This is a genomic window from Brevibacterium sp. 2SA, assembly GCF_005502845.1.
Taxonomy (GTDB): Bacteria; Actinomycetota; Actinomycetes; order Actinomycetales; family Brevibacteriaceae; genus Brevibacterium.
The window spans coordinates 55,059-75,437 of record NZ_SCMW01000007.1; the positions used below are offsets into that span (position 1 = coordinate 55,059).

Genomic DNA, 20,379 nt, shown 5'->3' on the forward strand with positions numbered 1-20,379 from the left:
CGCAGCGATGCCCGGGTCCGGCACCGTCCCACTGGGGACGGCGCGGACCCGGGCATCGCGGGTGCCCTGAGCGGTCAGCCGATCACGGTGACCACTGAGGCTCGAGCGGATCAGCCGGCGCGGTACTTGTCCTCGATCGCCTTGCCGACCTCCTCGTCGATCTTCGTCCAGTACTCGAAGACGCGGGAGAGGACGGGCTCCTCGACATCGCCGAGCATGTCGACGATCGTGTCGACGAGGTCGGCGCGCTCCTGGTCGGTGTAGACCTCGCGGACGAGCGTGTGGGCCTGACCGAAGTCGCTGTCATCGCGGTGCAGGGTGTAGGCGCTGCGGACGAGTTCGCCGTCGGCCTCCCATCCGTTGTCGACGACACCTTCCGTGTCCTGGTAGGCACGACCGTACGAGTTCGGAGCGTACACGGGAGCAGCACCGGTGTGGTGGTACTGCATGTGCCCTTCCTTGTCGTAGTTGTTCGTCTTGATGATCGGCGCATTCACCGGCAGCTGGTTGAAGTTCGTGCCGATGCGGTTGCGCTGGGCGTCCGGGTAGGAGAACACCCGACCGAGGAGCATCTTGTCCGGGGAGACGCCGGTGCCCGGCACCGTGTTCGACGGGCTGAAGGCGGCCTGCTCGATCTGCGCGAAGTGGTTGATCGGGTTCTGGTTGAGCGTGAACCGACCGACCTCGTGGAGCGGGTAGTCCTTCTTCGACCAGATCTTCGTGAGATCGAACGGGTTGAAGCGGTAGTCCTTCGCCTCGTCGTAGGGCATGATCTGCACGTGCAGCGTCCACGACGGGAAGTCGCCGCGCTCGATCGCCTCGAAGAGGTCGCGACGGTGGACGTCGGCATCCTCGCCCGCGAGCTTCGCCGCCTCCTCGTTCGAGATGTTCTCCACGCCCTGGTCGGTGTGGAAGTGGTACTTCACCCAGAAGCGCTCGCCCTCCTCGTTGACCCACATGTAGGTGTGCGAGGAGTAGCCGTTCATGTTCCGCCAGGTCTTGGGCAGACCGCGCGGACCCATGAGGTAGGAGACCTGGTGGGCCGACTCGGGCGAAAGGGTCCAGAAGTCCCACTGCATGTTCGGGCTGCGCAGGCCGGAGTCCGGCAGGCGCTTCTGCGAGTGGATGAAGTCGGGGAACTTCATCGGATCGCGGACGAAGAAGACCGGCGTGTTGTTGCCGACCATGTCGAAGTTGCCGTCTTCGGTGTAGAACTTCAGCGAGAAGCCGCGGACGTCGCGCCACGAGTCGGGGGAGCCGAGCTCACCGGCGACGGTGGAGAAGCGGGCGAGCATCGGCGTCTTCGTGCCGGGCTGGAGGAACTTCGCCTTCGTGTACTTCGAGACGTCCTGGGTGATCTCGAATTCGCCGAACGCTCCCGAGCCCTTCGCGTGCGGGCTGCGCTCGGGCACGCGCTCCCGGTCGAAGCGGGCGAGCTTCTCGACGAGCGCGACGTCATGGAGCATGAGCGGCCCGTTGGGGCCGACGCTCAGCGAGTAGGCATCCGACTGGCGCTGCGCCCCCTCCTCTGTCGTCGACGGCTTCTTCGGGTCGAACCAGGCATCAACTTGTTCTTCGGGCGTGGCCATATCTGCACTCCGTTCACATCGCTGTTGAAAGAGGACCGATCGGTCGCGGTGCCGCGACCGCCTCTGCTCCCACTCTAGGACGCGATCGCGCACCCGGCAAAGCATGTCAGCCTGTCCATACTCCACGGTCTGCGTCTTCTCAGGAACGGCGCCGGTGATGCGCTCGCCTCGCAGGTGAGACGCGGGAAGGTGGTCGGGTCGGGTGGACCTTTGGAGAACAGGAGGCTTGTCGGCAAAATCAGGCGGGCACCTGTCGGGCGGCGGTGTCTCCTCAGGCGAGGCTTCCGAGCCACCATCCGATTCCCGCGGCGGCCGTGGCCGTCACCAGGGTGCCGAGTCCGCTGACGAGGCTCGCGACCCACCGGCGCTGCTCGATGAGCCGGACGGTCTCATAGCTGGCCGTGGAGAACGTCGTGTATCCGCCGAGGAATCCCGTGCCCGCGACGAGCAGCCAGTCCGCCGGGAGCACGCGGACTGCCGCGAGTCCCGTGAGGAATCCGAGGACGAGGGAGCCGGAGACGTTGATCGTCATCGTCGCCCACGGGACCGCCCCGCGCGTGCGCGCCTTGATCGCCCCGTCGAGGACCATGCGCGCGACCGCGCCGATCCCGCCGGCGACGGCGATCGCTGCGAAGAGGAGGGGCGTCATCGGCCGGCCTCCTTGGCGGGTGCCGCGGTCGGCCGGTGCGTGAGCGTCCCGATGGCGATCCCCGCCCACGTCGCGAGCCCGCCGAGGAGGACCGTGCCGAGGCCGTAGGCGAGTCCGAGCGTCGTCGCCCCGGCGGTCGTCATCGCTCCGGCGGTGGCTCCGGAGGTTGCGCCCCCGCCGAGGAGGAGCGCCGTATCGACGGCGAGGGCGCTGTACGTCGTGAACCCTCCCATGAACCCGGTGCCGAGAAGGATTCGCGCTCTCAGGCGCCACCCGTCGTCGGGTCCGGTGCGGAGCAGCGCTTCGAGGAGGAGTCCGAGGAGGAACGCGCCGAGGAGGTTGATCGCGAAGATCGCCACCGGGATCCCAGCGAGGCTCGGCACCGCGAGGCCGAGCGCCTCCCGCGCGGCCGTGCCGGCAGTGCCGCCGAGGAGGGCGAGACCGAGGAGGCCCGAACGCTGGTGGAGGGGACGAGCGCTTCGCAGGGCGCTCGGGGCGGGGGAGTCGGGGTCTGTGCTCATCGTGGTCCTACCTTTCGGGCATGCTCGCGCCGGTCGAGGTAGGGACTGTTGTCGGTGCTCCCGTGGTCTGAGTTCACCTGGTCTGAGTTCACCGAGGTTGGGGACGGCGAGCCCCACCGCCGTGACGCGCGGACGCGTGCGCCACTGTCATTGTGGCACACGCGCACCGAGGCGGCCCAAACATCCGTCGGACCGCCTCGGCGAGGGACGGCGTCGGCTGATCCGTCAGGGCATCAGCCCTCGCGGATCGTCATCGAGGTGAGCTTGTCGCCGCTGGTCGTGAACGTGAACGACGAGCGGCCGTTGGCGTGATTCGATCGCCAGTCGCCGATGACCGTGACGGCGTTGCCGTCGACGTCGACCTCCTCGGGTGTCAGGGTGCCCTGCGAGCCGATGAACTCGCGGTCGCTCCAGCCCTTGATCTCGTCGCGGCCGGTGAAGGTGCGGCCCCAGTCGTCGACGAACGCGTCGTCGGTGAAGGAGTCGAGGAAGCCCTGCGCGTCGTGGGCGTTGACGATCTCGATGAAGCCGGCGACGGGGTGGGGGATGGCCTGTTCTGTCATAGCTGCTCCTTGTCGTGGGTGCTTTCAGCCTAGGGCTGGCAGTGCTGGCGGGGAAGGGGCTCGGATGCTCTGCGCTGCCGGCGGTTCAGCGAGTGCTGAAGCCGCCGTTGGGGAAGATCGTCTGGCCGGTGATCCACCAGCCGTCGGTGGTGAGGAACCGCACGATCGGGGCGATGTCCTCGATCTTCGTGAGCTGGTCGCCCATCGCCTGCGACTTGAGGAACTCGACGCGTTCGGGCGTCTCCTGTCCGTAGAGGAACGGTGTGTCCATGGGTCCCGGGGCGAGGGTGACGACGGAGATGCCGCGGTCGGCGAACTCCTTGGCGGCCGCGCGAGTGAAGTGCTCGACCGGAGCTTTGCCGCCGGCGTACGTCGAGTATCCGTCGGTGAAGGCCGCGAGCAGCGAGGTCGCCATCGTGACGATCTTTCCGTTGTCGGCGAGGCGCTTGCCGGCCTCCTTGATGAAGAAGTAGGCGGCCTTCGCGTTGACGTCGAACATCTCGTCGAACTCCTCCTCCGTCGTCTCGACGATGGGCTTGCGCAGGACCTTGCCGACGGTGTTGAAGGCGACGTCGATAGGGCCGAGCGCCGCGGCGGCGTCGACGAAGAGCGCCTCGACGTTCTTCGGCTGGGTGAGGTCGCCGGTGAGGAGCACGGCCGTCGCGCCAGCGGCTTCGACGGCCGCGAGCGTCTCCTCGGCCTCCGCCCGCGAGGATTCGGAGTTGTAGTGGATGGCGACGTTCGCCCCCGCCTCGGCGACCTGCCTTGCGACGAGTCCGCCGAGGTTCTTGCCGCCGCCGGCGATGAGGACGTTCTTGCCTTCGAGGGTGCGAGTGGTCATATCTGCTCCTTGGTGGTCGTGGCGTCGTGATCTCCGCAGGTGCCGTCAGTCGCGAGCTCCGCGGAGGCCGAATGTACCGCCGGTACATCCCGCTATATCGACACTACACGATAATATAGCGGGATGACAGAGGATGGTTTCGCCGATACACGGACGCGGCTGCTCAATGCGGCTGCGGACCTCATCGCGGCGGCGCCGGGCGAGGACTTCTCACTGCGTGCCGTCTGCGATGCCGCCGGGGTGAAGATGCCGACGCTCTACCACTTCTTCGGCAGCAAGCAGGGGCTCATCGACGCCGTTGTCGAGCGCGGCTTCGACATGTACCTCTCGGCGAAGTCCGACAGCGAGACCGGCGGCGATCCCATCCAGCAGCTCCGCCGGGGTTGGGACGCCCATGTCGCCTTCGGGCTGGAGAATCCCGGCTTCTACACCCTCATGTACGGCAAGGTCCGACCCGGATACTCGCCGGATGCGCAGTCGCGACCGGCCGAGATGCTTCGCACCCTGACGAAGCAGGCGGAAAACGACGGTCGGCTCGTCGTCGGCTATGAGGAGGCGGCAGCCCACATCATCGCGACGAACATCGGGGTGACGCTGCGCCAGATCATCCTCGGGCAGGCGGATCCGGATCTCTCGGCACATGTGCGCGAAGGTGTGCTCGCCGCGATCACCGGGACGGGACCCGCTGCCGTCGGCTCGGGGGCCGATGAGCGTCGCCTCGGGCACACGGTCATCGAACAGGCGGCCGCGCACCCGGAGATCCTCGGCGAGACGGAGACTCAGCTGCTCATCCAATGGATCGGCCGCCTCGGCGAGGAGTCGTCGCCGGCAGCAGGCCGCTGACGATGCTTTGGGGCGCTCACCTCGGCGCGAATGAAGCCGCTCATGACTGTCATGTCCGTCCCACCCCGTAGACTGTGCTGGTAATGACACCCCTCCTTTCACTTGAGGTGAAATCAACTCATGCCAGCAATCGTTGTCGTCGGCGCTCAGTGGGGCGACGAAGGTAAGGGCAAGACCACCGACATCCTCGGCACCAGCGTCGACTACGTCGTCAAGCCCAACGGTGGGAACAACGCAGGTCACACGGTTGTCGTCGGTGGTGAGAAGTACGAGCTCAAGCTGCTGCCGGCGGGAATCCTCTCGCCGAACGTCACCCCGGTCATCGGCAACGGCGTCGTCGTCAACCTCGAGGCCCTCTTCGAGGAGATCGACGCTCTCGAATCCCGCGGAGCCGACACCTCGAAGCTGCGGATCTCGGCGAACGCGCACGTCGTCGCGCCCTACCACCAGACTCTTGACAAGGTCACCGAGCGGTTCCTCGGCAAGCGCGCGATCGGGACGACCGGACGCGGCATCGGACCGGCGTACATGGACAAGATCGGGCGGCTGGGCATCCGCATCCAGGACATCTTCGACGAGTCGATCCTGCGGCAGAAGATCGAGGGGTCGCTGCACCAGAAGAACGAGCTCCTCGTCAAGGTCTACAACCGTCGCGCCGTGAGCGTCGACGAGGTCGTCGACTACTTCCTGCCGTTCGTCGAGCGCCTGCGTCCCTACGTCGCCGAGACCGAGCTCATGCTCAACGACGCCCTCGACCGCGACGAGGTCATCGTCATGGAGGGCGGGCAGGCGACGATGCTCGACGTCGACCACGGCACGTATCCGTTCGTCACCTCGTCGAACCCGACTGCGGGCGGATCGTGCGTGGGCTCGGGCATAGGGCCGACCCGCATCAACCGCGTCGTCGGCATCGTCAAGGCCTACACGACGCGGGTGGGCGCCGGACCGTTCCCCACCGAGCTCTTCGACGAGATGGGGGAGTACCTGCAGAAGGCCGGCGGAGAGTTCGGCGTCAACACCGGACGCCCCCGCCGCTGCGGGTGGTACGACGCGGTCATCGCGCGTTACTCCGCGCGCGTCAACGGCTTCACCGACTACGTGCTGACGAAGCTCGATGTCCTCACCGGCATCGAGCAGATCCCCGTCGCCGTGGCCTACGACGTCGACGGTGAGCGCTTCGACGAGATGCCGATGACGCAGACCGATTTCCACCACGCCACCCCGATCTACGAGTACTTCGACGGCTGGACCGAGGACATCTCGACGGCCCGGACCTTCGAGGACCTGCCGATCAACGCGCAGAAGTACGTCCTCGCGCTCGAGGAGATGTCCGGATCGCGGATCTCCGTCATCGGCGTCGGCCCCGACCGCGAACAGTCGATCGTCCGCCACGACCTGCTTGACTGACGGTCCTCCGCGGCGCGGTGGCCTGCCTGGCTGACGGTCCTGTGCCGCGCGGGGCGCGGTGGCCTGCCTGACTGATGGGGGCTCTCTCGCTGACACCGATGCGCAGGGCAGGGACCAGCTCAGCTGACGTCGACCTGCTCGACCGATGCTGATGCGCAGGGCAGTGACCTGATCGACCGACGCTGATGCGCACGGCGGCGACCTGCACGCGCGCCGGCCGCTGCGTGCGCCTTGGTCTGTCCGCTCAGCGTGGTCTGCTCATACAACGTGGTCTGCTCGTTCAACAGTTGGCGTGATTGTCACTGCCTCGGCGACTGCGCAGCTTTTCGTTCAACAGTTGGCGTGAAAAAGTCGTCTTCGGTGGCGACATTTTCACGCCAACTGTTGATTGAGCTGAGCCACGGGGCCCCTCCCGCCGCCCTATGCCACCGGGAATCATTCGGTTTTTAACAACAAGTGCCATCCCGGCTCCCATCAGGCATACTTGAGGCCAAAGTTGTTGAAGGTGATACGTTTGCCTCCCGCGCGAACGCCGCCGACCTCATCCCCCTAGGAGGACGCAATGGCCAAGACCCAACCGGAACCGGTTCGCGATCCGGACATCGATCACCTGCTCACCCCGAGCAACTGCGCCATCGCGCTCATCGACTACCAGCCCGGCCAGTTCGCGACCGTGAGCTCGACGACGAAGGACGAGATCCTCCTCGGCGTCGTCACCCTCGCGAAGCTCGCCCGGGCCTACGAGATCCCCACCGTGCTCTCGACCGTCGGCGTCGACCTCGGCGTCAACACCGGCACGATCACTGAGATCACCGACGAGCTGCCCGGAGTCGAGGAGATCGACCGCACGGGCGTCAACTCGTGGGAGGACGCGGACTTCCGCGCCGCGATCGAAGCGACGGGCCGCCGGAAGATCGTCATCGCCGGGCTGTGGACCGAGGTCTGCCTCGCGTTCCCCACCCTCGACCTCCTCGAGGAGGGCTACGACGTCTACCCCGTCATCGACGCCGTCGGCGGTGTCTCGACAGTCACCCACGACCAGGCGATCAACCGCATGGTCTCCGCCGGAGCCCACCCGATCACCTCCCTGGCCTTCGGCGCCGAGCTCATGCGCAACTGGGCGCGCCCGGACTCCGACCTCTACCGCACGATCATCAACGACTACTTCGCCCGCAAACGGGCGATCGGCGACGCGACCGGGGACGTCTTCAGCAGCTGAGGCACCACCTCGGCGCCGGACCGACCACCCGGTCACGGACGGTGCCGCAGCACCACGGCACCACCGCACCACGGCACCACCGCACCACCCACAACTGAACACTCCGGAGCTCACGCAGCGGCTCCGGGGACGAGCACGAGGAGACACCACCTCATGACCGAGGACGCGCAGCCGGCGCCCGACGCGCAGGCCGAATCCCCGCAGCAGACCGCGTCTGGGGCGCGGGTGGCCCTCGTCACCGGCGCGACCGGAGCGATCGGCGCCGCTGTCAGCCGCACCCTCGCCGAGCAGGGCATCCGGGTGGCCATGCTCGCCCGCAACCGCCGCCGCCTCGAGCGCCTCGCACAGCAGATCGACCGCCCCGACCAGACGCTCGTCGTCCGCGCCGACGTCACCGAGCCCTTCGACCTCGTCGAGGCGAGGGACGCGATCCGTGACCGCTTCGGCACCGACCCCGACCTCGTCATGGTCAGCGCCGGGGTGATGCGGGCGGCGAACTTCGAACAGTCCGTGCCCTCGGAGTGGAAGGCGATGATCTCGACGAACGTCGAAGGCGCCCTCTACACCGCGCAGACCTTCGCCGAGGGCCTGCTGAAGATCGGTGAGACGAGCCGCCCGGCCGACCTCATCTTCGTCGGTTCCGCCCCCGCCCAGCAGCGGACGAAGTCGTACGCGGTGTTCTCGGCGATGGCCGCTTCGGTCGAACAGCTCGCCAAGCACCTGCGCGCCGAATACGGCGACCGCGGAGTCCGCGTCCACCACATCGCCCCGTTCTACGTCACCTCCGAACTCGGAGCCGATATGAGCGACACCGAGCACTACCGGCGGTTCCAGGAGCGCGCCGACGAATTCGAATCCATCGACCCCGACCGTGTCGCGAGGCTCGTCTGCTTCATGACGCAGATGCCGGCGCGTGCCAACCTCGCCGCCGCGACGGTCCGACCGGTGAGGAGCTGATATGGCCAATCGCCTGACCGCGGGGCTCGCCGCGTTCTTCCGCACGGAGAGCGCCGGCGCCGTCGTCCTGCTCGCCGCCACCGCCCTCGCCCTCCTGTGGGCCAACCTGTCCCCGGACAGCTACAACGCCGTCATCCACACCGAGTTCGGGCTCGTCGCCGGCTCCGCCGAACTCGAGATGTCCCTCCAGCACTGGATCAACGACGCGGTGATGATGCTGTTCTTCTTCCTCGTCACCCTCGAGGTGAAGAAGGACGTCGTCCTCGGCGAACTGCGCTCGTGGAAGCGCGCGGCACTGCCGATCGTCGGCGCCGTCGCCGGACTCGTCGTGCCCGCGCTCATCTTCGTCGCCATCACCCGGGGCACCCCCGAGGTGGGGGCCTGGGGTGTCGTCATCTCCACCGACACCGCGTTCGTCGTCGGCATCCTCGCCGCGTTCGGCTCCCGCATCCCCGCGCAGCTGCGCGTCTTCATCCTCGCCCTCGCCGTCGTCGACGACATCGGGGCACTCGCCGTCATCGCCTTCTTCTACACCGAGGACATCAACCTCCTCTGGCTCGGAATCGCCGCGGCCCTCGCCGCCGTCACCTGGTTCGTCCAGCGGATGCAGGCGTGGCGCGGCCTCGTCTACGCCATCCTCGGCGTCTTCCTCTGGTTCGCCGTCCTCCAGTCCGGAGTCCACGCGACGATCGCCGGTGTCATCCTCGGCCTGCTCCTGCCGGTGTTCCCGCCGAAGCATCAGCTCGTCGACGAGGCGGAGGATCTCACGGCGAGCTTCCGCCGCAGCCCGAACGCCGAACGCGGCATGTCCGCGGCCGAGGGCATCCTCCGCTCGGTGTCGATCAACGACCGGTTCCAGCTCTCCCTGCGCCGCGTCGTCAGCCTCGTCATCGTCCCCGTCTTCGCCCTCGTCAACGCCGGCGTCCTCATCACGAGTGAGTCCCTGTCCCACGCCTTCGGCTCGGCCCTGACCTGGGGCGTCATCGCCGGTCTCGTCGTCGGCAAGTTCGTCGGCATCTTCGGGGCGACGATGCTCGGGCGGCGCCTGCACATCGGCGAGCTCTCCGAGGCCCTGCGCGCCCGCCACATCGCGTCGGGCGCTCTGCTCACCGGCATCGGCTTCACGATCTCCCTCTTCATCGTCGACCTCGCGATCACCGACCCGGTCGCCCAGTCCGATGCCCGCATCGGCATCCTCACCGGGTCCGCGCTCGCGGCCCTCCTCGGCGTCGTCAGCCTCCAGCTCACCGCCCGCTACGACCGCAAGCACGCCCCGGCGCGAGTGCAGCTCAACCGGCCGATCGACCCGTCCCGCGACCACATCTTCGGGCCGGCGGATGCGAGGAACTCGCTCACCGTCTACGGGTCGTTCGGCGGACTCGACGATGCCAACACCGAGGAGATCCTCGACCAGGTCATCGACCACTACGAAGGCGATCTCGCGTTCGTCTTCCGCCACATCCGCCCGACCGCCGACGGCGCCCCCGAGCAGACGGGCGAAGCGCTCGAAGCCGTGGCCTCCCAGCAGAAGAAGCTGTTCTGGCCGATGCGCCACGAACTCAACGAGATCAGTGAGGACCGCAGCTTGGACAACCGCGAACTCCTGCGCGCCAGCGTCAACGTCGGCGCCAACCTCAACCGCGTCGAGGACGACCTGCGCCGCGACGTCCACGTCTCCCGCGTCGACGAGGACTTCCTCGACGCGGAGAACATGGGCCTCCACTCCGGTCCCGTCCTCTTCGTCAACGGCCTCCTCTACGACGGGGACATGGAGCCGAACGCGATCATCGCCGACATCGACGCCACCAGTGCCGCCGAACCCGACGTCAGCGCCCGCCCCGATCACACGCTGACCTCCGACTGCGCCGTCCAGATCGGCCAGGCGCCGCGCGCGACCGCGGGAGGCCGGCAATGAGCGGGCCCCACGTCATTTCCGGCGGGGCCAGCGGCGTCGGCCTCGTCACCGCGCAGCGGTTGCTCGCCGGCGGTGAGTCCGTCGTCATCATCGACCGGGATGAGCTCCCCGCCGAGGTGGTCGACCAGCCGAATCTCACGTTCTTCCAGCGGGATGTCGGTGATCTCGCCGCGATGGCCGAGCTCGGCGTCGAGATCCGCGACCGCTGGCCGCAGTGCACCTCGGTGATCGCGAGCGCGGGCATCAACTACGTCGGGCCCTTCGCGGAGCTGCCGTTCTCGCAGTGGAACGAGGTGCTCACGACGAACGTCATCGGCGCCCTCCACCTCATCCATGAGGTCCTGCCGTCCCTCATCGCCACCGCCGGGGCGGGGGAGCGGGCCGACGTCATCACCATCGGGTCGATCGCCGACCAGAGCTACTTCCACGACGCGGCCGTCTACGGCGCGGCTTCGGCGGCGCTGAAGACCTTCGCCGCGCAGCTGCGCATCGAACTGCGCGAGCAGGGCGTGCGGGTCTCGAACATCGCCCCCGGCTACATCCGGTCGACGTTCGCCGAACGCCTCGAGGGCCTCGCCCACGAGTACGACTGGCTCGGCGAGGGTCTGCTCACCTCCGACGACGTCGCCGACGTCATCGGCTTCGTCCTCGACCAGCCCGTCGGGGTCGCCCTCGGCGACCTCGACGTCGTCGCGACGAAGCAGGGTTGGGCATGACCCCGCACCCCGCTCCCGCGGTGTCGTTCCCTGCTCGCCCGGGCACCGCCTCGGCGCCCCCGACGGACCCTGCGCTCACGACCGGACCGGGCACCGCCTCGGCGCCGGTGGTCACTGTCCATCCCCGATCCGTCCGTTCCCCGGAGGAGTGGTCGTCATGACCCTCGAGGACCTCTCACGGCTGCAGTTCGCGCTCACCGCGATGTTCCACATCATGTTCCCCGCGATGACCGTGGGACTGTCGGTGTTCCTCACCGTCGTCTACGGCATGTACTGGAAGACGAAGAAACCCGTCTTCCTCCAGATGTTCCGGTTCTGGCGGCGCATCTTCGGTGTCGGCTTCGCCCTCGGCGTCGTCGCCGGTGCCGTCCTCACCTTCGAGTTCGGACTCAACTGGGGAGTCTTCGCCCGCGAGACCGGACCGATCATCGGCCCGATCATCGCGATGGAGGTCGTCACCGCGTTCTTCGTCGAAGCCGGGTTCATCGGCGTCCTTCTCTACGGCGACGGCCGGGTCAAGGAGCGGACGATGTTCATCGCCTGCCTCCTCGTCGCCATCGGCACCCTGCTCTCGACGACGTGGATCCTCGTCGCGAACTCGTGGATGCAGACACCGGCCGGGTTCGAACGCGCCCCCGACGGGACGTTCGTGCCGACGAACTGGTGGGAGATCATCTTCAACCCGTCCTTCCCGCTGCGCTTCACGCACATGTTCCTAGCGGTCCTCATCTCCGCCTCGGTCGTCATCGCCGGCATCGCCGCGTGGTACCTCATCAAGGGCCGGTCGCTCGCGTTCGCGAAGCGCTCGTTCTCGATCTCCCTCGGCGTCCTCGCAGTCCTCCTGCCCATCCAGATCTCCGTCGGCGACGACGTCGCCCTCGAAGTCGTCGTCGAACACCAGCTGCCGAAGTTCGCCGCGATCGAAGGGCACTGGCAGACGAACAGCTCCGGCTACTACCTCTTCATCGTCACCGATCAGCCGAACCAGGAGAACGCCGCGTCCGTCGAGGTGCCGCTGCTCGGGTCGTTCATCGGGCAGGATCTCTCCGGGCAGCTGCAGACCCCGGGCGTCTCCGACGTCGAACCCGACCCGGCCGAGCAACCGCCGGTGTGGATGGTCTTCTGGGGCTTCCGGATCATGTTCTACGGCTCGATCATCCTCTTCGCCATCGCGATGTCGAGTGTCGTGCTGCGTCTGCGCGGCCGCCTCTACGACTCCCCGCGCTTCCACCGCGTGTGCCTGTGGGCGGCTCCCGTGGGGATCCTCGCGATCCTCGGCGGCTGGGTGACCGCGGAGACCGGCCGCCAGCCGTGGGTCGTCTACGGTCACCTGCGCACCGAGGATGCCGTGTCCGATCTGGCGCCGGCCCACCTCGTGTTCTCCGTCATCGGCTTCATCGTCGTCTACGCGATCATGCTCGCCGCCTACATCGGCTACATCGTCTGGGCCGTCAAACGCGGTCCCGAGCACGACCTGCCCGGGGCCGAGACCCACGACGACCTCGACGACGACCTCGAATTCGCAAGCGTCGATGCCGGGCGGGCCCCCGCCGGCAAGGGCGGCGACGCGGGTGCGAGTCCGCCGGGAGACGAGCGCGGCACGGGGGCTGGCCCGGGGAGCACTGCTCCCGGGGACCGCCTCGGCGAGGAGGGGAGGCCATCATGATGCAGGAGATCTGGCTCATCGTCCCCGTCCTCTGCCTCGTCATGTACATCATCCTCGACGGGTACGACCTCGGGGTGGGGATCCTCCTCCTCGGCGAACGGGATCGCCGCCGGCGCCGCGAAGGCGTCGAGGTCGTTGCGCAGACGTGGGACATCAACGAGTCGTGGCTCATCCTCCTCGGCGTCTCACTGTGGGCGGGCTTCCCCGCGGTCTACGGGGCGGCGCTGCCGCACGTCTACATCCCCGTCATCGTCATGCTGCTGTGCCTCATCGTCCGCGGCTTCGCCACCGAGCTCATCTCCCACCGCCACGACACCCGTGAGGCGTGGGTGCGGGCCTTCAGCCTCGGGTCGCTCGGGGCCGCGATCGCCCAGGGATTCGCTTTGGCGGGTCTGACCAGGCAGATCACGGTCGACGCGGACGGGAACTTCGTCGGTGAGCCGGGAATCTGGGACGCCGCCTCGGTGGGGATGACCCTGCTCATCGTCATCGGCACCGTCGTCGTCTACATGGCGCTCGGGGCCGCGTTCCTCCGCCGCAAGGTCGACTCCCCGCTCGCCGTGGCCGCGGGACGGACGCTGCTCATCGGCGCCGTCGTCGTCCTCGCGCTCATCGTCGGGTTCCTCGGCACGACCGATGTGCCGCTGACCTGGAGCGGCGCTCAGGGAATCCTCGTCGGCGTCCTGCTCCTGGTCGCCCTCGTCAGTGCGGTGATCGCGTGGCGCACGCTCGCCCCCGATGCTCCGCCGCACAGCGCGTACCGGTGGACGGCGCTGCTCGTCGTCGCGTGCCTGCTCGCGGTCGTCGTCGGACGCTATCCCGTCATCCTCGCCCCCGACCTCACCGTCGCCGAGGCGGGCGCCCCCGACATCACGATGATCGTCCTGCTCATCGGGGTGGGGATCAACATCTTCCTCATCTCCTTCTACACGATCTTCGCCCACCGCGTGTTCTCCGGGCCGCTCGACGGAGGAGCGGGGAGCAACGGAAGACCCAGCCCCGACGGAGGTCTCAGCCCCGACGGAGGATCGGATTCTGATTTGGGACCGGACTCCGACGGGGGACCGGCAGCGGATCGAAAGGCGGCCCAGTCATGAGCGAGAAGCGCAACGACGTCCCGGGCCGCGTCCCGCACGACAGCCAGCCGCACGACAGCGCGGCGGACGGCGGCCCCCGCGACGGTCGGCCCGGCAGCCGTGCGCCGGGCGGTCGTGCCCGCGTCGTCCTCCGGCGCATCGGGCTCGTCCTGCTCGGCATCATCCTCTACACGATCAGCATGAACATGTACTCGGGCTATCCGTCGATCGGATCGCAGTGGATCAACCGCGCGGCGATCCTCGCGATCGTCGTCTTCGCCGCGGTCGTCTTCATCCGCGACGAACGCCGCCGCGCCCGCGAGGACGAGGACGACCCGCACGCCGATGTCGGCTGACACGGCCGCCGCCTCGGCGAGTGCCGACTCCTCAGGTTCGGGCGACCTGATCTCGGGCAGCACGCTGTCCGGTGCTTCCGCGTCGACGGGGCCGACCTCGGCGGCCGAGGATCCCGGTCCGGGGCAGGCCGCGTCCGCGGTCGGCACCGACACCGCCGTCGCCTGGATCGATGCCCAAGCCGGTCCCGGACGTGTGCTCTTCCGCGTATCGGCCCTCGCCGAGGTGGCCGCAACGTGTGCGCTCATCACCGGATGGGCGCTGCTCGGGGCCGGCATCGCCGCGTGGATGGCAGCGGGTTCGGGTGCCGCGGGGACGGAAGTTTTCGGAAGCGGGCCAGGTGCGGCGCTGTGGTTCTTCGTCGGCGCTGCGATCGCGGCGCCGGTGCGGCTCGTCCTCCGGGTTCTCGCTGCCCGCTTCGCCGCGGCTGGCCGGGACCGGGTGAGCGCGGCGATCCGCGCACGGCTCGTCCCCGACCTCCTCGCGGTGTCCGGGGCGACGAGCGCGAGCGATGCCGCCGACGCCCTCATCGATGATGCGCCGGTGGTCGCGAGTTACCTCGCCGGATCGCGGCCGCTGCGGATCGCGGCGGCTCCCTCGACCCTGCTCATCCTCGCCGCGGTGGCCGTCGTCCACTGGCCGGTCGCGGTGCTCCTCGCTCTGTGCACCGCCCTGCTGCCCCTCAACCTGCGACTGGCGGGTCAGGCCACGCTCACGGCGGGAGAGCGGCAGCTCGCCGCGTCACGTCGGCTCTCGGCGGTCGTCACCGAGAGCGCGCGGGGACTGCCGACGCTGGTGAGTCTGCGGGCGCTCGAGCGGCGGCGCGACGTGCTCGGCCGGGCGTCGACCAGGCTCGAGAAGTCGACGCTGCGAGTGCTCACCTTTGCGTTCCTCTCCGGCGCGGTGATGGACGTCGCGGTGACGTTCGCGATCGCCGTGTCGGCAACGTACACGGGGCTCGTGCTCCTCGGGTTCCTCACCCTGCCGGGGGCACCGGCACTCGGGCTCGGCGGGGCGCTCTTCGTGCTCCTCCTCTGCCCCGCCTACTTCGCTCCCGCACAGCGCGCGGCTCGCGGCTTCCACGACCGCGACGATGCCCTCGTCGCCACCCGCGCCATCCTCACGGCCAGCGCGGGGCCAGAGCGGGAGGCTGGTCGAGGCCCGGGGCGAACGGCAGATCGTGGCCGGGGCCCCACCGCGGAACAGGGCGCGGGCCGTACGGCGGGCGGAGAACCGGAGCGCGAGGCGGGTCGCGAACCGGGCTCGACCGGTGGGGGTACCGAGACGGTTGCAGAGGGCACCGCTGCGACCGGCACGAACCCCCTCACCTCACCCGCGCCAGCAGACCACCCGCGCGGTCCGCACCTCGAGATCGACCACCTCGGCGTCGGAGTCGGAACGTCCCCCATCCTCACCGACATCACCATGACCCTCCCTGCGGGGGAGTGGACGGCGATCAGCGGGCCGTCGGGGTCGGGGAAGACGACGCTGCTCCAGGTCATCGCCGGTCGTCGGGTGCCGACGACGGGTACGATCCGCCGCAGCGGCGGACTCGCCGGACCCGGCGGACCCGGTGCGGCCAGCGGGCCCGGCGCATCCGGCGAGTCGATCGCGCACGGGTGGCTCGGTTCGGACACCGTCATCCTCGGCACGACGCTCGCGGAGAACATCAGCCTCGGCGATGAGTCGATCACCGCCGCCGACGTCCGCGCCGCCGCCCACACCGCGGGCCTCGACGAGGTGCTCGCGAGCCTGCCCGACGGCATCGACACCGCGCTGGGCACCCTGGGTCGACAGCTGTCGGCGGGGGAGCGGCGCCGCGTCGCGATCGCCCGCCTCGCCGCCGCCGACCGGAGCCTCTGGATCCTCGACGAACCCACGGCCCACCTCGATCAGGCCACCGAAGCCGCGATCCTGGACACCCTGCGCGCGGCGAGCACCGGTCGCACCGTCGTCATCGCGACGCACTCACCGGCCGTCATCGCCGTCGCCGACCACACCCACGAGCTGCGTGCCGGCTCGCTCACCAGCGGCGCCGCCGCCGACCGCTCCGGGGGTGACACATGAGCTCGCGACGCCGCCTCCACCTCCTCCCGCTCGTCGTCGCGGTCATCGCGGAACTGTGCTCGCTCGCGCTGCTCGCCGTCTCGGGCTGGTACCTCGCCTCGTGCGCGCTGGCCGGCCTCGGACTCCTCGCGACCTTCTCCTACCCGACCCCGAGCGGCATCGTGAGGATGCTCGCCCTCGGCCGGATCGGGGCGGGGTACGGGCAGAACGTCCTCCTCCATCGGGCAGCGCTCGCCGAGACGACCCGGGCCCGACTCGCGGTCTTCGACGACCTCGCCGCCACCGGCTCGGCCCCGGCCGACGATCGCGCGGTCGACCGTCTGCTCACGGACGCCGCCGTCGAGGGCGAGCGGGTGCTGCGGGTGACTGCGCCGTTCGTCGTGACGATCTCCGCCGTCATCACCGCGATCATCGTCGCCGCCGCAACGTTTCCCCTCGTCACCGCGCCGCTGCTGGTCGGGGCTGCGATCATGCTCGTCCTCGCGCTCGTCCCGGTTCCCACGGACGACGGGCACGGTCGCCTCCGCGCCGAGGTGCTCGCGAGCATGGACGCCGCCCCCGAACTCGAGTCCCTCGGCGGAACTCCGCTGCTGCGGGCCCGCGTGCTCACGCAGCTCGAGACCCTCACCGCCGCCGACCGCCGTCTCGAGGAGAAGCAGGCACGACGTCAGATCGTCGCCGCGCTCGCCGCCGGCCTCGCGTTCGGGGCGGTCCTCCTCGTCTGCGCCGTCGCCGCGGGTGCTGTCGAGTCCGCTCTCCTGCCGATTCCGCTCTTCGTCATGGTCGTCCTCCTCTCCTTCGGGGTGCTCGAGCGCACCTTCGCGCTCGGTGAGATCGTGCCCCACCTGCAGAGACTGCGGAGCATCCGGGCACGCCGAGGCGACCGAGGGCTCCCGGCGCCCGCACCGTCGCCACCGGCCACCGAGGCGGCCGGCGCCCACGCGGCCGGTGCTCACGCGGCAGCCGCCGGTGCGGCCAGCGCCGGCGTCGCCGTCACCGACACGGGGTCGATCGTCATCGAGGCGGGCACCCGAACGGATGTCCCCGCGGGAGCGACGGCGGCGATCATCGGCCCCTCCGGGATCGGGAAGTCGACCCTCCTCGCGCAGATCGCCGCAGCGGTGCGGAGCACTGCCGCACCCGAGGCGGTGCGGCCTGGGGCATCGCGCACGGTCGCGGTCGTCACCGACGACGAGTTCCTCTTCACCGGCACCGTCGCCGGCAACCTCCGCCTCGGCGAGCCGGAACGGGCACCGCTGAGCGCCGAGGACATCCGCACGGTCCTCGAAGACCTCGCACTCAGTGCGGACATCGGTGCTGAGACCCGCACGGGGATCGGCGGGCGGGCGCTCTCCCGCGGTGAGACCCGGCGCCTCGTCATCGCCCGTGCCGTGCTCTCGGCACCCGACGTCCTCCTCATCGACGAACCCGACCTCGGCCTCGATGCGCACACCTTCGCGACGGTGCTCGCGTTCGTCCGGACGCGCCTGCCGGAGGCGACGATCGTCTATGCCGCCCACAGTGCGCCGCCCGGCGTCGAGGTCACCGTCGACCTCGGTGCCGTGACTGACCAGCTGCGGCGCCGCTGATGCCGGGGCGGGCCGTCGGCCGAGTCGCTCGTGACCTCGTGACCCGGCACGGAATCGGTCATAGACTGAAGCCATGGCCGACGCCCCCACCCGGGCTGCGCATCCGGCCCTGCGCGGCTGCCTCGGCGACTATGTCGGGTACGACTTCTCCGGCCTGCCGCCGGGGACTCACCTCGGGCTGCCGTCGGGCGCGCTGACGTTCATCGTCGCCATCGACGATCCCCTGTGCCAGCGCGACCCCGTGTCGCAGGCCGACGCACGGTTCGATGTGCTGCTCGCCGGGCTGCATCTGCGCCCGACGCTCGTCCGTCATCTCGGGGCGATGGCGGGGATCCAGATCAATCTCTCGCCGTTCGCGCCGCGCGCGCTCTTCGGCCTCACCGCCGCCGACCTCATCGACCACAGCGTCGACCTGCGCGACATCGCCCGCCCGCTCGCAGCAGAACTCCACGACCGCGTCAACGCGGCGGCGACCTGGCGGGAGCGGTTCGCGGCGATCGACGACGTCCTCCTCCGGGCACTGCGGGGGCGACCCGCACACGTGGGCGCGAACCCGCGGGATCAGGTGGTCCGAGCGTGGTCGGAGATCGTCGGCAGCGCAGGACAGGTGCCGGTCGCGCAGCTCGCCGAGGAGGTCGGCTGGAGCCGGCGGCACCTCAGCGCACAGCTGCGCTCGGAGGTGGGCATCGGCCCGAAGGATGCGTCCCGCGTCGTCCGCTTCGACCGGGCGCGGCGACTCGTCGCGGCGGTGCTGAGCGGCGCGGCAGGGGAGTCGTCCCCCGGTGGTGAGGGGGCCGCGCACCAGCACGGCGGTACCGCGCCGCCGCACACCCTCGCCGAGGTGGCCGCCGTCTGCGGGTACGCCGACCAGTCCCACCTCATCCGGGAGTTCACGGCATTCACCGGCACCTCGCCCACCGCATGGCTGAGCGCCGACCCCGTCGCACGCACGTGACGACGGACTCGCCGCTGGCACAGGCGCCGCCGACACCGGGGACGTGAGACCATGGCAGGTGCTGCGGTTGACTGCGTCCGCGTGCGAACAACCCAGCAGGCTGCCGAGGGGAGGGTGGATGAGAGAGGATGCGGACCCGTCGATCGACGGGCGGCGCCGACGCGGTGACCGGAGCCGTCAGGAGATCATCGACGCCACCTTGGCGCTCATCGAACGGGACGGCGCTGCCGGCGTGACCCACCGCCGAGTCGCCAGGGAAGCCCGGGTGGCCAGCAGCCTGCCCCACTACTATTTCGCGACTTTGGACGACCTGCTGGTCGCTGCCCTGACCACGGTGGCCGACGCCTTCTCCGCGATGATCCGCGCAGTGGCCGACGGCGGAGGCGACCCGCTGAGGGGATTGGCTGAGGTCCTCGTCGATTGCGCGACGCGGACCCGGACACTGGGAATCGCGGAACGAGAGCTGTCGACTCTCGCGTCGCGTCGCCCCGCCTTGGTGCCCACGGCCAGGCGCTGGCGGGACGACGTCGCCGACATCGGTCGTCTGCTCACCGACGATCCGGACCGAATCGAAGCGTTCGTCGCTGTCGCCGACGGAGTCTGCACAGCGATTCTGCTCGGCTCGATGCCCGCCGACGCCGACCGCGTGCAGCGGGCACTGCGGTCGGTCGTCGATCCCGCACGCAACAGCGAATGACAGGACGCGAAACGGTCACCTCACTCGCTGCGGCTGACTGAGCTGAAGGTCAGCGGAACAGGTCTCCGGACGCGGCGCCGATTGCGCGCTTGCGTCGGAAGTAGTCATTGATGATTACGCGGTAGAGGTCGGCATCGTCCCGTGCCCAGTTGCGCATGAGTTCGCACCCGAACGCCAACGAGGTGATCGGCTGCGCTCCGGCCTGGACCATACGCTGGATCGCCGTCTCGTGGGTCACGGTGGAGACTCCGCCGACGGCGTCGATGACCGGGTAGATCTCGTACCCCTCATCGAGCATGTCGAGTGTCGGGAACGACAGGCAGACCTCGGTCCACAGACCCGCCATGACGATCTTCTTCCGTCCGGTCAGCTCGATCGCCTTCCGGAACTCGGCGTCCTCCCAGGCGTTGACTCCGGTTCGGTCGATCTCTCCGACACCGGGAAGCTCATTCGTCAGTTCGGGCACCGTCGGTCGGTTGACGCCCATATCGACGGCGACGGTCGAGAGGATCGTCGGGACTGCGTAGGAGTGGGCGAGCTTCGCCAGGGTGATCGCACCGAGGTCGATCTCAGCGCGGGAGGTCGACCCGACGGTCGCATACTGCCCTTCCTGGAAATCGATGAAGACGATCGCGCAGTTCTCGGGAGTCAGAAGGTGGTCGTCTGCCGGGTTGCGGACGGGTTCGGGCATGAGTTTGGGTTCAGTGGACACGGTGGAATGCTTTCTCTGTGATGGATGTGGGGATTGCCGGGCC

At 69.2% G+C, this 20,379-nt stretch carries 19 protein-coding genes; 13 read left to right on the forward strand and 6 right to left on the reverse strand.

Going from position 1 to position 20,379, the window contains the following annotated elements; all coding sequences use genetic code 11:
• Positions 1-110: 110 nt before the first annotated feature.
• The 5 genes from FFS20_RS04830 to FFS20_RS04850 all read right to left on the reverse strand — a co-directional run bounded on the left by FFS20_RS04830 (position 111) and on the right by FFS20_RS04850 (position 4,163).
• A complete protein-coding gene (locus FFS20_RS04830) occupies positions 111-1,589 on the reverse strand; it encodes a catalase (RefSeq protein WP_137824789.1) in 1,479 nt (492 codons plus the stop codon).
• Positions 1,590-1,860: 271 nt separating this feature from the next.
• Positions 1,861-2,238, reverse strand: coding sequence for a fluoride efflux transporter CrcB (gene crcB, locus FFS20_RS04835; protein ID WP_137824790.1), 378 nt, complete (start codon positions 2,236-2,238; stop codon positions 1,861-1,863).
• Positions 2,235-2,759 carry a CrcB family protein gene (locus FFS20_RS04840; protein ID WP_137824791.1) on the reverse strand — a complete coding sequence of 175 codons (525 nt, stop codon included), beginning with the start codon at positions 2,757-2,759 and terminating at the stop codon, positions 2,235-2,237. Before FFS20_RS04840 ends, crcB begins: the two co-directional genes overlap by 4 nt.
• A gap of 233 nt (positions 2,760-2,992) precedes the next feature.
• Positions 2,993-3,322: a nuclear transport factor 2 family protein gene (locus FFS20_RS04845; protein WP_137824792.1), complete on the reverse strand. Its 330-nt coding sequence runs from the start codon at positions 3,320-3,322 to the stop codon at positions 2,993-2,995.
• 85 nt (positions 3,323-3,407) lie between these two features.
• On the reverse strand, positions 3,408-4,163 hold the full coding sequence (locus FFS20_RS04850; RefSeq protein WP_137824793.1) for an SDR family oxidoreductase: 756 nt from the start codon (positions 4,161-4,163) through the stop codon (positions 3,408-3,410).
• 123 nt (positions 4,164-4,286) lie between these two features.
• Between FFS20_RS04850 and FFS20_RS04855 the strand changes: the two genes are divergently transcribed.
• From FFS20_RS04855 to FFS20_RS04920, 13 genes are all read left to right on the forward strand, one after another.
• A complete protein-coding gene (locus FFS20_RS04855; protein ID WP_137824794.1) occupies positions 4,287-5,006 on the forward strand; it encodes a TetR/AcrR family transcriptional regulator in 720 nt (239 codons plus the stop codon).
• 120 nt (positions 5,007-5,126) lie between these two features.
• Entirely contained in the window at positions 5,127-6,413 is a 1,287-nt protein-coding gene (locus tag FFS20_RS04860) for an adenylosuccinate synthase (protein WP_137824795.1), read from the forward strand.
• Positions 6,414-6,975: 562 nt separating this feature from the next.
• The gene (locus FFS20_RS04865) at positions 6,976-7,632 is read left to right on the forward strand and encodes a hydrolase (protein WP_137824796.1); all 657 of its coding nucleotides are present in this window, start codon (positions 6,976-6,978) and stop codon (positions 7,630-7,632) included.
• Between the two features lie 153 nt (positions 7,633-7,785).
• Complete coding sequence (locus FFS20_RS04870) at positions 7,786-8,589, forward strand: SDR family NAD(P)-dependent oxidoreductase (RefSeq protein ID WP_137824797.1); 804 nt, start codon at positions 7,786-7,788, stop codon at positions 8,587-8,589.
• Position 8,590: 1 nt separating this feature from the next.
• On the forward strand, positions 8,591-10,504 hold the full coding sequence (nhaA, locus tag FFS20_RS04875) for a Na+/H+ antiporter NhaA (RefSeq protein ID WP_137824798.1): 1,914 nt from the start codon (positions 8,591-8,593) through the stop codon (positions 10,502-10,504).
• The gene (locus FFS20_RS04880) at positions 10,501-11,220 is read left to right on the forward strand and encodes an SDR family NAD(P)-dependent oxidoreductase (RefSeq protein WP_137824799.1); all 720 of its coding nucleotides are present in this window, start codon (positions 10,501-10,503) and stop codon (positions 11,218-11,220) included. The genes nhaA and FFS20_RS04880 overlap by 4 nt, the downstream gene beginning before the upstream one ends.
• Positions 11,221-11,377: 157 nt before the next feature.
• Positions 11,378-12,886, forward strand: a complete 1,509-nt coding sequence (locus tag FFS20_RS04885) for a cytochrome ubiquinol oxidase subunit I (RefSeq protein ID WP_137824800.1) — start codon at positions 11,378-11,380, stop codon at positions 12,884-12,886.
• Complete coding sequence (locus tag FFS20_RS04890) at positions 12,883-13,983, forward strand: cytochrome d ubiquinol oxidase subunit II (protein ID WP_137824801.1); 1,101 nt, start codon at positions 12,883-12,885, stop codon at positions 13,981-13,983. The genes FFS20_RS04885 and FFS20_RS04890 overlap by 4 nt, the downstream gene beginning before the upstream one ends.
• Positions 13,980-14,318 carry a hypothetical protein gene (locus FFS20_RS04895; RefSeq protein ID WP_137824802.1) on the forward strand — a complete coding sequence of 113 codons (339 nt, stop codon included), beginning with the start codon at positions 13,980-13,982 and terminating at the stop codon, positions 14,316-14,318. Before FFS20_RS04890 ends, FFS20_RS04895 begins: the two co-directional genes overlap by 4 nt.
• Positions 14,308-16,383, forward strand: coding sequence for an ATP-binding cassette domain-containing protein (locus FFS20_RS04905; protein ID WP_171006988.1), 2,076 nt, complete (start codon positions 14,308-14,310; stop codon positions 16,381-16,383). The genes FFS20_RS04895 and FFS20_RS04905 overlap by 11 nt, the downstream gene beginning before the upstream one ends.
• Positions 16,380-17,972 (forward strand): ATP-binding cassette domain-containing protein, encoded by a 1,593-nt coding sequence (locus tag FFS20_RS04910; protein ID WP_137824804.1) that lies wholly within the window; start codon positions 16,380-16,382, stop codon positions 17,970-17,972. Before FFS20_RS04905 ends, FFS20_RS04910 begins: the two co-directional genes overlap by 4 nt.
• A 73-nt stretch (positions 17,973-18,045) precedes the next feature.
• The gene (locus FFS20_RS04915) at positions 18,046-18,927 is read left to right on the forward strand and encodes a helix-turn-helix domain-containing protein (protein WP_137824805.1); all 882 of its coding nucleotides are present in this window, start codon (positions 18,046-18,048) and stop codon (positions 18,925-18,927) included.
• A gap of 118 nt (positions 18,928-19,045) precedes the next feature.
• Complete coding sequence (locus FFS20_RS04920) at positions 19,046-19,624, forward strand: TetR family transcriptional regulator (protein ID WP_137824806.1); 579 nt, start codon at positions 19,046-19,048, stop codon at positions 19,622-19,624.
• Between the two features lie 49 nt (positions 19,625-19,673).
• Here FFS20_RS04920 and FFS20_RS04925 read toward each other — a convergent pair whose 3' ends face one another.
• The gene (locus FFS20_RS04925) at positions 19,674-20,336 is read right to left on the reverse strand and encodes a hydrolase (protein ID WP_249356671.1); all 663 of its coding nucleotides are present in this window, start codon (positions 20,334-20,336) and stop codon (positions 19,674-19,676) included.
• Positions 20,337-20,379: the final 43 nt, after the last annotated feature.